This window comes from Denitrobacterium sp. (assembly GCF_056180635.1).
In genome coordinates this window covers 12807-27042 of the sequence record NZ_JAZZJS010000049.1, presented here as the reverse complement: position 1 = coordinate 27042, position 14236 = coordinate 12807, and the positions used below count along the sequence as shown (strand labels likewise).

Annotated in this window: 12 protein-coding genes; 4 read left to right on the top strand and 8 right to left on the bottom strand. The window is 58.1% G+C overall.

What is annotated here, in order from left to right; genetic code table 11:
* Window positions 1–145 precede the first annotated feature (145 nt).
* From AC04P6_RS04645 to AC04P6_RS04630, 4 genes are read right to left on the bottom strand one after another with little or no spacing between them, the layout of a single operon-like run.
* Window positions 146–1924, bottom strand: a complete 1779-nt coding sequence (locus tag AC04P6_RS04645) for a DUF2326 domain-containing protein (protein WP_475565435.1) — start codon at window positions 1922–1924, stop codon at window positions 146–148.
* Entirely contained in the window at window positions 1921–2166 is a 246-nt protein-coding gene (locus AC04P6_RS04640; RefSeq protein WP_475565434.1) for an ABC-three component system middle component 8, read from the bottom strand. The genes AC04P6_RS04645 and AC04P6_RS04640 overlap by 4 nt, the downstream gene beginning before the upstream one ends.
* Window positions 2147–3103, bottom strand: coding sequence for an ABC-three component system protein (locus AC04P6_RS04635; RefSeq protein WP_475565433.1), 957 nt, complete (start codon window positions 3101–3103; stop codon window positions 2147–2149). Before AC04P6_RS04635 ends, AC04P6_RS04640 begins: the two co-directional genes overlap by 20 nt.
* Window positions 3104–3161: 58 nt before the next feature.
* The gene (locus tag AC04P6_RS04630) at window positions 3162–3572 is read right to left on the bottom strand and encodes a hypothetical protein (protein WP_475565432.1); all 411 of its coding nucleotides are present in this window, start codon (window positions 3570–3572) and stop codon (window positions 3162–3164) included.
* A gap of 207 nt (window positions 3573–3779) precedes the next feature.
* Between AC04P6_RS04630 and AC04P6_RS04625 the strand changes: the two genes are divergently transcribed.
* Window positions 3780–3977: a hypothetical protein gene (locus AC04P6_RS04625; RefSeq protein ID WP_475565431.1), complete on the top strand. Its 198-nt coding sequence runs from the start codon at window positions 3780–3782 to the stop codon at window positions 3975–3977.
* On the opposite strand, the gene AC04P6_RS04620 is transcribed toward AC04P6_RS04625, so the two are convergent.
* A complete protein-coding gene (locus AC04P6_RS04620) occupies window positions 3964–5325 on the bottom strand; it encodes a hypothetical protein (RefSeq protein ID WP_475565430.1) in 1362 nt (453 codons plus the stop codon). The two genes, AC04P6_RS04625 and AC04P6_RS04620, sit on opposite strands and share 14 nt — an antisense overlap.
* A 4-nt stretch (window positions 5326–5329) precedes the next feature.
* Window positions 5330–5884, bottom strand: a complete 555-nt coding sequence (locus AC04P6_RS04615; RefSeq protein ID WP_475565428.1) for a hypothetical protein — start codon at window positions 5882–5884, stop codon at window positions 5330–5332.
* An 89-nt stretch (window positions 5885–5973) separates the two neighbouring features.
* On the opposite strand from AC04P6_RS04615, the gene AC04P6_RS04610 reads away from it, so the two are divergent.
* Window positions 5974–6225, top strand: coding sequence for a hypothetical protein (locus AC04P6_RS04610; protein WP_475565427.1), 252 nt, complete (start codon window positions 5974–5976; stop codon window positions 6223–6225).
* A gap of 16 nt (window positions 6226–6241) precedes the next feature.
* Here AC04P6_RS04610 and AC04P6_RS04605 read toward each other — a convergent pair whose 3' ends face one another.
* Entirely contained in the window at window positions 6242–8461 is a 2220-nt protein-coding gene (locus AC04P6_RS04605; RefSeq protein ID WP_475565426.1) for an isopeptide-forming domain-containing fimbrial protein, read from the bottom strand.
* A gap of 490 nt (window positions 8462–8951) precedes the next feature.
* Here AC04P6_RS04605 and AC04P6_RS04600 point away from each other — a divergent pair, with 490 nt between their 5' ends.
* Window positions 8952–9416 carry a DUF4143 domain-containing protein gene (locus AC04P6_RS04600; RefSeq protein ID WP_475565446.1) on the top strand — a complete coding sequence of 155 codons (465 nt, stop codon included), beginning with the start codon at window positions 8952–8954 and terminating at the stop codon, window positions 9414–9416.
* A 699-nt stretch (window positions 9417–10115) separates the two neighbouring features.
* Here the strand turns inward: AC04P6_RS04600 and AC04P6_RS04595 are convergent.
* Window positions 10116–11645: a helix-turn-helix domain-containing protein gene (locus AC04P6_RS04595; protein WP_475565425.1), complete on the bottom strand. Its 1530-nt coding sequence runs from the start codon at window positions 11643–11645 to the stop codon at window positions 10116–10118.
* 191 nt (window positions 11646–11836) lie between these two features.
* Here AC04P6_RS04595 and AC04P6_RS04590 point away from each other — a divergent pair, with 191 nt between their 5' ends.
* Window positions 11837–14230 carry a DMSO/selenate family reductase complex A subunit gene (locus tag AC04P6_RS04590; RefSeq protein ID WP_475565424.1) on the top strand — a complete coding sequence of 798 codons (2394 nt, stop codon included), beginning with the start codon at window positions 11837–11839 and terminating at the stop codon, window positions 14228–14230.
* Window positions 14231–14236: the final 6 nt, after the last annotated feature.

Below are 14236 nucleotides of genomic sequence, written 5' to 3'. Positions count from 1 at the left end.
CTCGACCTCGAACTTCTCGAAGTAGGGACATGCCCAGCCATTCCATTCTTCCTCGGGATCGAGATAGGCGCTGTAGATGCATTCGGGGCGGGACTCTAGGTCAGATATGGCTACGTTATGCCAAGCGTACCCCTCGGGCTCCATATCACCACTCCGGTATTTTGAATAGTCTGCCATCGCTGCCGTCATCGTGTAGACGAAGCGCGATCTCGTCGGCATCAAAGAAATCGGGTGTCGGAAGTTCGCTATCAATTGCCGTGACGATTTGCTGGATACCCTTGTTGCCGCAGCTTCTCATCACATCACGAAGGTTTTCCTTTTTGCGGTTATCAAGTCCCCCAAAGGCGTCATCGTGATAGACAAAATCCGGGAAACCACTAGCATCATGAGCGAGGAGAAGAGCCAGGTCGAACGCTACACACAGCAGCTTTTTGTATGTAACACCCTCATCTTGATTGGTCGACATGCCGCGCTTGTCTGAAATCTCCGCCTTGAATTCGGCATGACCCTCGGTGTTGGCGCTTACCGATAGCATCCCATGATGGCTAATGACCTTGTATACAATGCCGTCGAACTCACCGCGCAAACGGCCGAAAATGCCAGCGCCTTCGACATCAGAAACTCTGTCAATCTCATCCTGTATTTCAGCATCGCAAGTTGTCAATGTGGCTTTCTTCGAGGCAATCTCTCGTCTCACCTTCTGAAGCTCTCTTATACGCTCACGGCGCTGCTTAATGGTCTCCAGCTCAGTTCGGCGCAGCACAAGGTCATTAGTGGCGGCTTTGTACTTTGAGACAACATCCCTGCTACCCAGTTGATCGAGAAGCTTACTGCGGCGGGAGTCAAGCTGAGACAGCTCACCCTCAATCTGTCTGAGCTCTGCTCTGGCTTCGCTGAGGTCTTCCAAAAGGTAGGAACGTCGTTCCTCTGTGATATCAGCATTGAAGGCAAGCAGCTGGTCAAAGCTATGCGCGATTTGCCCCTCGAAAAGCACACCCGCCTCCTCAAAGAGCTTCTTCGCCTCGGACGTGCTGAAGAGAAGCTTCTCTTTCTCGAGCGACTTCTCGATTTGAGCAATCGAATAGCGCAGGTCGTAGCGCCTGTCGTTTAGCTCGCCAATACGAGCATCAATGTCTTCAACGAGCTCCCTTACGGCTTCTTGGTCATGCGGCTCAAGCTTGAACTCATCCAAGAATGATTGCAGTTCATCGACCTCGCGCTGTTTGATAGCAAGGAACGCATCCAATTCGCCTGAATCATCCGCGCCATCGGGCAACTGACTCGCAAGCCGACGCTCCTGGTCTTTGAGAGAGTCAATTTCTGCTTCGAGGTCATAGCGGCGTGAGAATAGCTCGGAATTGAAGCCCATGACATGCAATAGGAACGGCTTCCAATCCTTGTCCTTGCCACGGAAGATTGTCGGCCTGAACACGTCACCGAAGTCGAGCTGCCCTCTGAACAGATAGGCTAGCACCTTACGATAATCCCACGGCTGCAGCGACTCGTAGCCTAACAGGCCGTCGACAAGGGTCTTGGCTTTTTCGAATGGTAGACGCCTATGCGTCCATGCATCATCGTCGAGGTCCCTGGCATCCACACCACGATCTGGCGAAATGAAGAGCCAGATCTTGCTAGGAGTAGCAACATCGCGACGAATTGTGAGATATCTGCCATCCGCCAGCTGTAGTTCGAGGAAGAAGATATAGTTATGGAACAGCTCGTCGTGCTTGAAGAGGAAGAAGTCCTTATGCCTTGCCTTGAGGAGGCAAAAGTCGAGCAGCTGACACAGCGTACTCTTTCCCAGGTTATGCGTATCCTTGTCGCGGTCTTTCTCAAGGTGAATCTCTCCGAGAACCACGTTGAGTCCACTATGGAACTCAATGTCCTTGAACTCATCTTTGTTGCAGTACAGCCTGATGATCATCTTGGTGCCCCTACGTACTCAAAGGCATCAGACTTCTTGTGGTAGTCAACGGCGCCAAGCAGGTAGAGCAGATTTAATGCAGGGAGAAATAGGAACTGTCCCCCTTCGATTTTCGAATCAACAAGCTCCTCTAGATCATCGTATTTTTCCACACCAGATTTGCTCAGCGTCTTCAGAAGGAGAGCGGCGACGCCGATGATGGTCTGATCGGGATTAGAGTGCTTATTCGGCTTGATCGTCATCGTCGCTCCTTCCAAAATCGCAGTTCCAATACATGTAAAACTGGACCGACCGAACAAGACGTGCGTTGCGACGGAGCGTCTCTTCATGGTTTACCATGATGTCGTAAACCGCATGCCAAGCACCCATGAAGCCACCGTGCAGCTCTATAAGGACCGGCAATCTTGCATTAAGCTCCTCAACAGCCTCGTTGTATTTGTCGAGCAGTTGCTGGTTCATTGGGTTTGACAAGAAATGCTCGATGACGCGTGTGTCTTTGAGGTATCGCCTCCTGAGTGGAGCAATTTCTTCTTCGGAGACGCCATTCAACACATTTTTGCGTGTGAGCAGAGTGCGCCTGACCGGTTCATCTGTTGGTTCAGCGCCTGTCGTGCCTATAGCCTTGCGCATCGACTCGATTACCTCCGCGAGGCTATCCCGAGTGATGCGCAATGGTGCCGCAAGTAAATCGAGGCCATGTCGAGGTGCAATATCAGAATATATTTTTAGCAGGTCATCTATTTCCTCGACCCCTGATATATGTACATCACTGAGCGCAAGTCCGCACTCGGAGGAGATACGATTTAGAATCTCATCTTCTGTATTGGCGCCAAGCCTGCGGTTTGCAAACAAGATGTAGTGATCAAGCCCCTTGGATTGAACCAGAGCTTTTATGCGCAGAATTTCTTTATCAAGCACCGACCCTAATCCCTTGAAATCAGCGTCAGAATATGCGGCATCGGCGCGAGAAGTGTGTTTGGCTTGGATTATCGTGATACCAATCCATGGCTCCCGCTTGCTCGGGAAGTCATCTGCCGTGCCGTCAAAACGAGCGTCACGACCACCATCGGGCCCTTCAGAAAAACCCCTAACGCCCTTGCCAATCAGACAGCGACAAATATCGACTACGAGGTTTTCGAACTGTGACGGAGAGAGCTCTTCATAGCGATATCTTGACATCGAAGAACCTCCCCTCAACACAGATCACGAAGCAATTAGTTCATTTTAAACCTTCTTGTCAAGCATCGAATAACGGACAAGAAAGCAATCGGGAAACTACAGCCATTGTTCGATAAGCCACTTCGTGACGCTCCCATAGAGTTGCTTTCAGAGCAATGCGGCCGGTTGCATCTATTGGCCCGTCACAGAAAGGCAGGCTGATATGGCAGGTGATAACCATGGCGACAAGACGCAGGAAGAGCTGCAAGCCCAGGAAGACCTCGGACAGCAGCAGGCGGCGCTTGACTGCGCGGAGCTCGTCGTTGTGATCGAGGGCGCGTTCTTGTGCGAGTTGCTGGACGACTTCATCGAGGAGCAACACCTGGTCTTCTATACGGCGGCGCAGGCTCTGGCGGTCGTGCTGGCGCCCACGCGCTGGAATGTGGCTTCGTGCGCCGTGACCGGCACTGCTGGCTGCGTGCTCTACCATGCGAACGCCCGGCATATCCAGTTTTGGAGCAGTGCCATTTCGGCTGGTAACCTAACATGTCGCGGCACTCGATGTCGACGACGCGGGGCTCGGCTTCACGCCCTGGGACGGTATGACGGGCCCGACCCACCGCCAGTACCTCACGACCATCGACTTCCGGGGCTTCGACCCGTCGACGCTGACGGACCTGTTCTACATGTTCTCGGGGTGCTCGCACCTGACGACGATCTATGCGGATGCGATTTGGGCGCTACCTTCGAGCGGATCACGGGGTCTCAATGCTTCTACTCGTGCTCCACGCCGCTCGTTGGCGGTAACGGCACCACATGGGCGAGCGACAAGACGGCGTACGCGTACTTCCGCATCGACACGACGAGCGCGCCGGGGTGCATCACAGCGAGTTAGTGGATGCGGGGAGCATTTGGATACGACCGTCTGCCACTTCATCGAAGAGCGCGTCGATGTCCTCGTAGACGCTCTGTAACTCAGAGTCGATGGTGTCGAGGACGAACCTGTCTCGCAGGGCTGGCTTCGTTACAAGACCCCACTTGAGTTGTTGGTACGAGTACTTTGCAAAAGCGACCCACTGGGGATAGTTGATGGCCATGGGATTCTCCGTGAAGACCACCTTGCCTGCATTGATGGCGGTAGCGGCGGAATGGGCGGTGAACAGCATCGTCCCGAGCTTTGGCATCCTCTCGTGGTCTGTGCCGATGGGAATCGCGTTCTTGACAGCAATCCCCTCCTTGATCCGCTTTACGGCATAGCCAATTCGTACGACGACCTCTATGAGCATCGCGCTCACCGACAACGAGCAAAAGTGGATGAAGTCGTATCCCTCGTAGTACATGCCTTGAACAATCTCCGCGACCGTCTGCTCATATTCGCCGATGCTGCCGAACTGTAGGAAGTTGAACAGTCCCATCATGGGTGCAGGCAGCCCCATCGAAGTCGTCATGTCGGACTTGAGGTGTGCAATCTGCTTGGCTAAAGCCGCGAAGATGTCGGCTTCGGTACGGTCTGCATAGTTCTCCATGACCTGCGAGACGACTTTACCTGTCTTGTCTATGGTGGTCATCCTCCCCGTGAGGATGTCGGCCACGCCGAACACGAAGCCGAGCAGGGGATCGTGGCCGAGGGACAGCAGTCTGTGGTAGTAGGCAGATAGCCCTTCGACCCATTCGGTGGTGTTGCGGTTGTCCTGTGCGTCAAACGGAACTTTGCTGACCTTCGAGTTGGCCAGCTTCTCCATCTCCTCGGGCGGAAATCTACGATCGAACGCATCGCGGATATAGTTGGAAAGCGGCCCGGCCCTGAGACCGTCGGGCGTCTTCTGCGGGAGGCCAACGAGCAGAGTGTCCACAGCCCCAGCAAGCAGCCCTGCGGCGACGGCAATAGCAACGTCGAACTTGTCTAGCTTGTGGATTTGGTTGTATTCGAAGTTGAGCCTTCGTATGGCGAGGGCGTTCTCCTTGAGCTCCTCTGCGGTGAACAGGTCCTCGATCTCCACTTTGCAGCTGATGGCTTGTTCTGCCTCGGCGCAAAGGTCGTCCCACGAAGGCACGCGGAGAATCGCTCGCTGTGTCGAGCTGGTGCGCGTGACGTTAGGCGGAAGCGCATATCCGAGCTCACTGAGAAGCCTCTCGCTCGCCGCGATGCGGTCTTCGATTCCGCTTGTGTCGGGTACCTCAATCTCGCCAAGCTGCTTTGCCTGATAGGCGAGCACCTTGTTGATGCGCTTCTCGTCTTCCATGGAGCTATGCAGCGTCGTCGATTCCGAGGTCCTGGCGGAGGTCCCGTACGGCGCGCTCGAGCAGGACGTTCAGACTCTGCAGGTAGTCCATGCGTTCCTTGCTTGCGTCTACCTCGTCCTTGAGCGCCTGGATGATTGCCTGGTGCTTTTCGAGGGCGGCCTTGTAAAGACGCTCCTTCTCCTGCTTCAGCTGCTTGTTCTTGAGATAGGATGCGGTGCCGACGCCGACTGCCGCGAGAGCCGCCACCGGCGCTGCGAGGACGAAGACACCCGCCACCATGCCTCCGCCCACTATGCTGCCCGCGGCGGCGAGCCCCGAAGTGATGCCGGCAGCAGAGAGGCCGACCGTACCCAGGCCATACAGCGCGGCAAACGAGCCTACGCCACCGATGCCCGCGCCAAGCGCACCCGCCAATACTTCCGGGATGGAGCTCTCGCGTATCGTGCGCCTCTTGTCGTTGAGGGCGGCACCCGCCTCGTTGACGACGTTGACAACCTGCTGCAGGGAGTCCCCGCTTTGGAAGATCATGTCCTTCTTCTTTTTCACGTACTCGCCCATGGTCGGACCTCGCTGAACCCCGTCGTTAGATGATGGTGCAATTATAAGGCGCATGTATATGCGCTTATGTCAACCCTCTGTTGACATCTGTGTTTGGAGAGAAGAAGCGGGGCCAAGCAGTTCACGTCCGAAACGCGGTTCCCGGGCCCCTCGGCCTGGATTTGGGAGGGGGCACTACGGCCGGGATAACCAGGTATCCCTATCCCTTCCTCGATCCCGCCATCTCCGGCGTCGGCGGAGTCGCGCTCTTCATCGTTGCGATGATCGTCGCCTTCGTCGTGCTCGGGTACCTGATCTTCGCGATTGGCAAAATCCTCGGCCGCGTTGCTAATCGCAAATAGCCCGTATTGATTTCGTCTAGTCGCGATGGCGCCTGCGAGCCGCGAGCGCGAGCGCCGCAGCGGCCAGCACCACGAGGGCTGTGGCTGCGGGAGCCGCGTACGGCATGGTGTCGCCGGTCTTTGGGAGGTCCGACCTCGACCCGCCCGCGGCGCTTGCCCTGAACTTCACGCTCTCCACCTGCGACGAGACCACCTTTGACTCTCCGTTGAAAGAGGTGTGCGCCTGGTAAGGCACCGATGCGATGTTCTTGTCGGCGTTGAGGTAGGGGTCGAGCCTCGCGCCTGAGCGCAGCCTGGCCTTGTACAAAATCTGTATGGTCTTGCCGCGCAGGGCCGTGGCATCGTCTATCTCCACAGTGAGCTTCTGGCCGTCGATGGATGCCTTGGCAGAGCTTAGCGCCGTGCCGTCGCACGTCACGGCGACGTCGCTGGCGTCCACCGTGTATTGCAAGACGCTCTCAAGGTCGACCCACGTGCGCACGAACGTCGCCCAGCTGGGCACTTCCTGGTTCACGGTGTAGGTGATTTCGTCCGTTTGAGAGGCGAAGGCGGAACCCTTGCTGTTGGACGTGGTCGGCGCGGGATAGGCCTTCTCGGCAATGGTGGAGGTCACCGTCTGCGTCTGGGAGTCGACATGGCTCGCATCGCCGGCCACCTTGTAGTAGACCGTGTACTCGCCCGGATCCGTCGCGGTGGGCAGCTCGGCGGCATACGCCCTCCCGTCGAGCGAGTACAGCATGGTGCCGCCGCTGGCTGCGCCCTCCGTCACCAGCTCCTGGGGCTTGCCGGTGTAGGGAAGGCTCTTCCCCGCAGGCGACGTCGTAGCGGAAGCCGCGGTGGCCGGGAAAAGGGCCCGTCTGTAGCCGCTCAAGTCCTTGCTATCCGCATTGGCCTCAATGGACGTCTTGCCCTCGGTACCGGCAACGTCTGAATAGCCAAGGCCGACAACGGCGTTCTTCACGCTGGTATCCGCGTTGATGGCGCCGGCCGGGCCCTGGGCGATAAAAGACGCAACCCCCTCTTCGATCACGAGCGAACCGTTGCCGGATTCGCCCCTGGAATTGATGGCGCTCACGCCGTATGCCTTGTCGCCGTTTCCAGATGCCTGAACGGAGCCTCCCTTTACGGTCATGATGCAGCCGTCAATGCCGATGCCGCTGCTTTCGCTTTCCCTGCTTTCTGCTACGACGCTGCCGCCGTTGATGGCAATGCCGGGAACCAATCCCGTTTCGCCCGATGCGGGGTGACGCACGGCGTAGATGCCGTACTGGTGGCCCCTTGCGGTGACCGTGCCGCCGTTGACGGTCAGGGTGCCGTAGTCGCAGGCGATGCCACAGGGGGCCATGATGCTTGTTGTGTAGGAGGAGGGAACGGAGCATAGTGCAAAAACCTCGCCGCCGTTGACTACGATGTCGCCTCCCACGGAGATGCCGCGATATCCACTGGCGGTGACCGTACCGCCGTCGATCTTCACGTCACCGTATTCGGCTCTTATCCCGTGTATCGAGTTCGCGCCCCCTGTGGTTTCGGCGACAACCGTTCCGGCGTCTGCGCCGATGGCAATCGTGCCCTCGTACGAATAGATGCCGTAATCGTAGCCTGTCGCCGATACTGAGCCGCCCTCGATGCTCACGTCGCCCCTTGCGTAGATGCCGGCATCTCCGTCTTCCATGCCGCCGGCATTTGCAGAAAGGCTGCCCGTCCCTCTGACCGTCAGGCTCCCCGCACAGAAGATGCCACTGTAGCGATGGGTTGGATCTTCATCCTCTTCGTCGGCACTGCCTTCTGAAGCGTTGCCGTCCGTAGAATCGGCGGTGACGACGATGCTGTTTTCGCCTGCAAGCTTGACTACCAGCGCGCTGTCAGCATTCCAAAAGATCGGGGCATGGCGATAGTAGTCCCATTCGCCATCGTAGTCCTGCAGCGTTTCCATATTGCCCGGGCCCGTGTAGCTGTAGCCGCTCAGCGTTAACGTAGCGGGATTGCCGTTCGCGGCTGGCGTGAAGCTCCAGCCCTGACCCTGCAAGTTATCGCTCGCGACCTGCGTCTCGCCAATCCAGAGGGGGTACGTCTCGGCGGCGGTCTGCAGCTCTGCGGGCACAATGCGACCGGTTTCGGCATCATCCGCCAGGGCCTTCCCTAAACCCGCGCCGGACATAAGCCCCAGCACCATGGTGATGACTGCAATCAGGCTTAGTGCGAGCCTTGGCAGCTTCCCTTTGGGAGTTGCTTCCATGTTGGTCTCCTCTCCCAACGCGTGACGCGCCAATGTCTTGAAACGGCCTGCGTCGACGCAGCAAAAGCATCTGCGTTCATTATGAGTACGAGCGTCGCCTAGGTACGGATGACTGTGGATGATGGAGGCAAGCAGTTGCGTTTCCGCCACCGCCCATGCGGGGCGGCCAGCCGGCGGCCTCGCATGCTGCATCCAATGCTAGCCCCTTCGGAGCGACGAATCAAACAGTTTTCGATTGAGGCCGAAACAAACTGTAACAGGCGTTACTTTTCACGGCTTGGCCAGTGAGGGCAGTCGACGATGCACGACCCGCCCGTGAACCTGCTACGATCCGGTAGGTGACAGAAGAACCGTCCCCCTGTCACCCGGGCGTATACCACGTGGTCATGCGTGGAATTGGTCGCCAATTCATTCACGGGATAAGGCGCAGGCCTGGGCGAAAAGCTTCGTATAGGGTGAGCTTTAGCGAGCCCCTGGACCGTCGGTTCGAATCCGGTTCCTGGGTAAGCGGTGTGCTGCACTTACTTATGCTGCAATTCCGAAAAGTCAAAACAGATTAGTATTTTCGGAACGGAGGGTCTATAGCAACAAAGCTGATCCAACGTCCTGCGTATTTGGAACGCGCGCTCATGTTCCGCGATACCGACCTCGTCAAGGTCGTCACGGGCGTGCGCCGCTGCGCACGCTGCCCAAGCAGTACATCGTCGATACGGGCTTGCGCTCGTACCTGATGGGCTATCGCGAATCGGACGTCGGGCGCGTCTTCGAGAACGCCGTGTACCTGCAGCTGTTGCACGACGGGTGGTCCGTTCATGTCGGCAAGCTCTACCAGAAGGAGGTCGACTTCGTCTGTCTTCGCGAGGGCGAGGTGCTCTACGTCCAGGTGACCGACTCTATGACAGACGAGGCGACACGCGAGCGGGAGCTTGCCCCCCCTGCGCTCCATCGCCGATAACCACCCGAAGTGGGTCGTCGTGCGCCAGGGGAGCTACCCTCCCGACGTCGACGGGATTCGCATAGTGCGCGCGGCAGACTTCTTCTTGGGATAGCGGTATTCGATCCTGATGAAGGCTTCTCGTCTTTTTCGAATTCCGAACGGAAATCACTGAGTTGTAGTTGCATTTTCCAGTCGCTTCGTGCTCTCTCCGCATGGCAGTGCACCTGCAAACGCGTGCTTGTAGATATGGCCCTCGAGTGGCTGTTTCCAAAGATTTATACAAACACTGCGAGGGGGGATCGAAAACGGCGATTTTGAGCAATCGGGGGCTTATAGGACAAAAGCGTCCTAACCCCCTTGCAACTAGATCAGTTACACGCCAGTTACAACGTTTCCGCAGTTCAATCGCCGTTTGTAACCAAATCAGCCGTTTTCGCCAACTTGTATCGCGCGCTCCGCCCGGCCTACAACGCGTTGGGAGAGGGGTAGGCTCCTACGCGCGCGAGAAAAGCTCACGTTTTCGCCTGTATTTCTCGTAAATGTCCTTTTGCCAGGGGTTTTCTTGTAACTGGTGTGTAACTGAAATAGGTCGTTGGTTCAAATCCAGCCCCCGCGACCAAATGTAATGCCTGACCTGGTAAGGTCAGGCTTTTTTTGTTGCCTGCAGGGGTGCATTGCGTGCGACTCGCGTCGTGGTTTCGCGGCGTCGCTCGTACGTTATAGCGCGGGTGAGGGATCGTAGCGTTCCACGAGTTCGATTAGCTCTTGCTTGCGGTGCACGGAAAGCTTGGTGTAGATGCGCTTCATGTGGGTGCGTACGGTGTTTTCGGAAACGGTGAGTAGCTCGGCGATGCGCGCCACCGTGTTGCCGCGCACTACCAAATCGACCACTTCAGCCTCGCGCTCGCTTAAGCGGAATTCGGTTTGCAGTAGATAGACCTGCTTGGCCACGCGGTCGTGGTGGAAGCGTTCGCCATCGGCTACGCGCGCCACCGTTTTGGGCCGTGGGGGAACGGCATTGGGATGAGTGCTTACCAGTTCGATGGAATCTCCTTGCAACAGGCGCGGTGCTGTGCCGCGGAAGTTTACGGTGACCGCGAAGAACAGAATGCCCAGCAGGTAGACGGATGCAAGGGAGACGAGCGTGTTTTGCGTGACGAGCTGGTTGGTTAATTGATGTCCGATGCTGCCCGCGATGAAGCCCATGTCGTGCATGCCGTATACGATGCCGCCGAACATGCCGTAGGCGAACAGGGGCTCCACGCCGCGTGCGCGCGAGGTCTGTGCGCACTGCAGCATCATGAGCAGCAGGCCTATGCTGTACAGCGCGTACACGGCTGCCGCCAGCCAGCGTACGTATCCCAAGCGCGTGGCGGGCAGCACCAGGAACGCCGTAGCAACCACGGGATAGGTGAACTGGTAGAGCTTTACGATGTTCAGCCGCAGGCCCTTCAGCTGCCACAGGGCTAGCACGGCTAGACCAGCCACGAATAGGCCGGCCATTGAGAGGATGTTCACGAGCGAGCCTATGGTGGGCGACTCTATGGCCGTGGCGCGGATGAGGCCCGTGCAGAGTGCGAAGCCTCCCAGGCAAAGGGCGCTGCGCCACATGCTGGCGAATGCACGGCGGTACACGCGCCGGTTTTGCCGTGGGCCGTCTTGGAACATGGGCTGATTCAGATCGATGGTGCGATTCGCCAGCATAAGGGCCATGCTGAACAGCGGCAGGAACACCGTGGGGATAAGCAGTGCCGTAATCGCCCGTGGGATAAGGTAGAGCGCGAAATAGATTGCCGCGGCGTACATGCCACCGGTGAGCATATTGCGTTCGCCCACCTCTTCGTCAGTGGCGGCGAAGTAGCGCTGCCACTGCAGGTAGAAAGCACCGCTTCCCAGGCCTAGCAGGGCACCGCCGGCTACGGTGAGCTCAACCGTGCGGTCATGCACGTAGATGGCCGCAATGAGCCCGCACCATCCCAGGAAGTAGGGAAGCGCTGCTTTCAGCACCGGTGCCTTCTTCAGAAAGCCGTTCCCGGTGAAGGAAAGGCGCGCGCCCGCGAAGAACGTGATGAAGAGCGTGCCGGCTTGAGCCAGATAGAACCACAACAGCAAGTCGTAGGTCTGGAAGTCGAGCGGCAGAAACGGGAATACGCCGCCCCATACGCCTGCGGCGTTCACCGCTAGGAAAAGCGCATATCCCATTGCGGGTAGCGTGGGGCGCACGAGCCCCGCAATTACTTCGCGCATAATCCCCCTCCCGTGCAGACGATGCTCTGTAGCCTATCCTGCATGGTGGGAAAAATCAACGCAGCCGAGTGGGTGAATGTCACATACAGGCCGCTGAGCAGCAGATTCACATACTATATGTGACAGAGGCACATGCGCACCGCATTATTCTTCGACCGTCTTTTGGAATCGAAGACGTAGAAGGAGGACCGATGACAGAGACAAGCATGAGCCGTCGCTCGTTCGTGAAATCCACGGGCGCGCTTGCGGCGCTTGCCGCGGCGGGGGGAAGCGCACTCGCCAATCAGAATCCGTTTGGCGCGACCGAAGCGCACGCGGCGGAACATGACCAGGACACCGTTTGCTGGTCGGCATGCTCCACGAACTGCGAGGGTCGCTGCGCCCTTCGCCTGCACGTGAAAGACAACGAAGTCTACTGGGTGGAAACCGATAACACGGGCAACGACGAATTCGGCAATCATCAGATTCGCGCGTGCCAGCGTGGCCGCTCCATTCGCCGCTGGCTGAATAGCCCCGACCGTCTGCAGTACCCCATGAAGCGCGTGGGAGAACGCGGCAGCGGTCAGTTCGAGCGCATCAGCTGGGACGAGGCCATCGAAACCATTGCAAGCGAGTACAAGCGCATCCTGAGCGAATACGGCCCCGAGTCTATCTTCATTCCCTATGGCACGGGCGTGCAGGCGTGCAATATCGCCGATTTCATTCCGCGCCTGTGCGTGTTGAACGGCGGCTACCTGAACCGCTACGGCACGTATAGCTCCGCGCAGATTGCCAAGGCATTGCCGTACCTGTACGGCAAGCGTGCTGCGAATTCCAATTCCGATATCGTGAACGCGGAACTCGTAGTGCTCTTCGGCGAAAACGCCGCCGAAAACCGCATGTCGGGTGGCGGCGCGGGCTATCACCTCATGGAGGCGCTGGAGCGAGGCAACGCGAAGGTGATCGTCATCGACCCGCGTTACAGCGATTCTGCCGCCACGCGCGCTGATGAGTGGATCCCCATTCGCCCCGGCACCGATGCCGCTCTGGTGGATGCCCTGGCCTATGTGCTTATCACTGAAAACCTGGTGGACGAGGAGTTCCTGGCCAAATACTGCATCGGCTACGACGAAAGCACCATGCCCGAAAGCGCGAAGGGCAAGAACGCCTCGTACAAGGACTACATCTTGGGCAACGGCGCCGACAAAACGGCGAAGACTCCTGCCTGGGCCAGCCAGATTACGCGCATTCCGCAGGAAACCATCGAGCGCCTGGCGCGCGAAATCGGCACGGCCAAGCCCTGCGCCATCTACCAGGGTAAGGGCCCGCAGCGTCGCAGCAACGGCGAGCAGACCGCCCGAGCCATCTGCATGCTGCCCATCCTCACGGGCAATGTGGGCATCAACGGCGGCAACACCGGCAGCGACCACGATGGCTACTACCTGGCCTGGGCCAGCGTTCCCATGGAGGACAACCCGGTGGAAACGTCCATCAGCACGTTCAATTGGCTGAATGCCATCGACCATCCCACCGAGCTCACCGCTCTGGCAGACGGCGTGAAGGGCAAGGACAGGCTGGAAGTGCCCATCAAGTTCATGTGGAACTACGCTGGCAATTGCCTGACTAACCAGCATGGCGAAATCGACCGCGCTCACGAGATTCTGAAGGACGACTCCAAGTGCGAGTTCATCGTGGTGTGGGAAACCTTCATGACCGACAGCGCCAAGTACGCCGACATCCTGCTGCCCGACGCCATGCCGCAGGAACAGCCCACGTACAACTCCAACGACTATGCTGGCAACATGGGCTATGTCATTCTGGGCGAAGCTGCTACCGAGCCGAAGTTCGAGCGCCGCACGCTGTATTCCGTGCTTACCGACATCGCCGAGAAGATGGGTTGCAAGGAAGCCTTCACCGAAGGCCATGACGAAATGGAATGGCTCGAAATCATCTACAACTCGATGATCGAGGATGGTAGCCCGCTGCCCCCGTTTGCCGAGGCGTGGAAGAGCCACATCGTGAAGAAGGCCGACCCCGACGGACATTCCGTGGCCTTCAGGGACTTCCGCGAAGACCCCATCGCCAATCCGCTGAAGACCCCTTCGGGCAAGATTGAGATCTATTCCGAAGAGCTTGCCGAAATCGCCGGCACGTGGGAGCTCGACGAGGCCGATATCATCGACCCGCTTCCCGTGTACGCTCCCGAAAACGGCGGCTACCTAAATGCCAACGGGGCCACGCCGCTGCAGATGACCGGCTATCACTTCAAGGGTCGTACGCATTCTTGCTACGCGCCCATCGACGTGTTGCAGCAGGCCAACCGCCAGCAGGTGTGGATCAACCCCGTCGACGCGGAATCTCGCGGCATCCAGACGGGTGACCGCGTGAAGATCACCAATGCGCAGGGCACGACCCATATGGAAGCACGCGTCACTCCGCGCGTGATGCCCGGCGTGGTGGCCGCTGGTCAGGGCGCCTGGTACAAGGGCGGGGCCGACGGCACCGATGAAGGCGGGTGCATCAATACGCTCGTGAGCGGTCATCCCAGCCCGCTTGCCAAGGCAAACCCGTCGCACACCATTCTCGTTGAAATCGCAAAGGCGTAGGGAGGC

Coding starts and splice junctions, on each gene's coding strand:
- AC04P6_RS04645 (WP_475565435.1), bottom strand. CDS start 1,924: ATGATCATCAGGCTGTACTGCAACAAAGATGAGTTCAAGGACATTGAG.
- AC04P6_RS04640 (WP_475565434.1), bottom strand. CDS start 2,166: ATGACGATCAAGCCGAATAAGCACTCTAATCCCGATCAGACCATCATC.
- AC04P6_RS04635 (WP_475565433.1), bottom strand. CDS start 3,103: ATGTCAAGATATCGCTATGAAGAGCTCTCTCCGTCACAGTTCGAAAAC.
- AC04P6_RS04630 (WP_475565432.1), bottom strand. CDS start 3,572: ATGGTAGAGCACGCAGCCAGCAGTGCCGGTCACGGCGCACGAAGCCAC.
- AC04P6_RS04620 (WP_475565430.1), bottom strand. CDS start 5,325: ATGGAAGACGAGAAGCGCATCAACAAGGTGCTCGCCTATCAGGCAAAG.
- AC04P6_RS04615 (WP_475565428.1), bottom strand. CDS start 5,884: ATGGGCGAGTACGTGAAAAAGAAGAAGGACATGATCTTCCAAAGCGGG.
- AC04P6_RS04605 (WP_475565426.1), bottom strand. CDS start 8,461: ATGGAAGCAACTCCCAAAGGGAAGCTGCCAAGGCTCGCACTAAGCCTG.
- AC04P6_RS04595 (WP_475565425.1), bottom strand. CDS start 11,645: ATGCGCGAAGTAATTGCGGGGCTCGTGCGCCCCACGCTACCCGCAATG.
- AC04P6_RS04590 (WP_475565424.1), top strand. CDS start 11,837: ATGACAGAGACAAGCATGAGCCGTCGCTCGTTCGTGAAATCCACGGGC.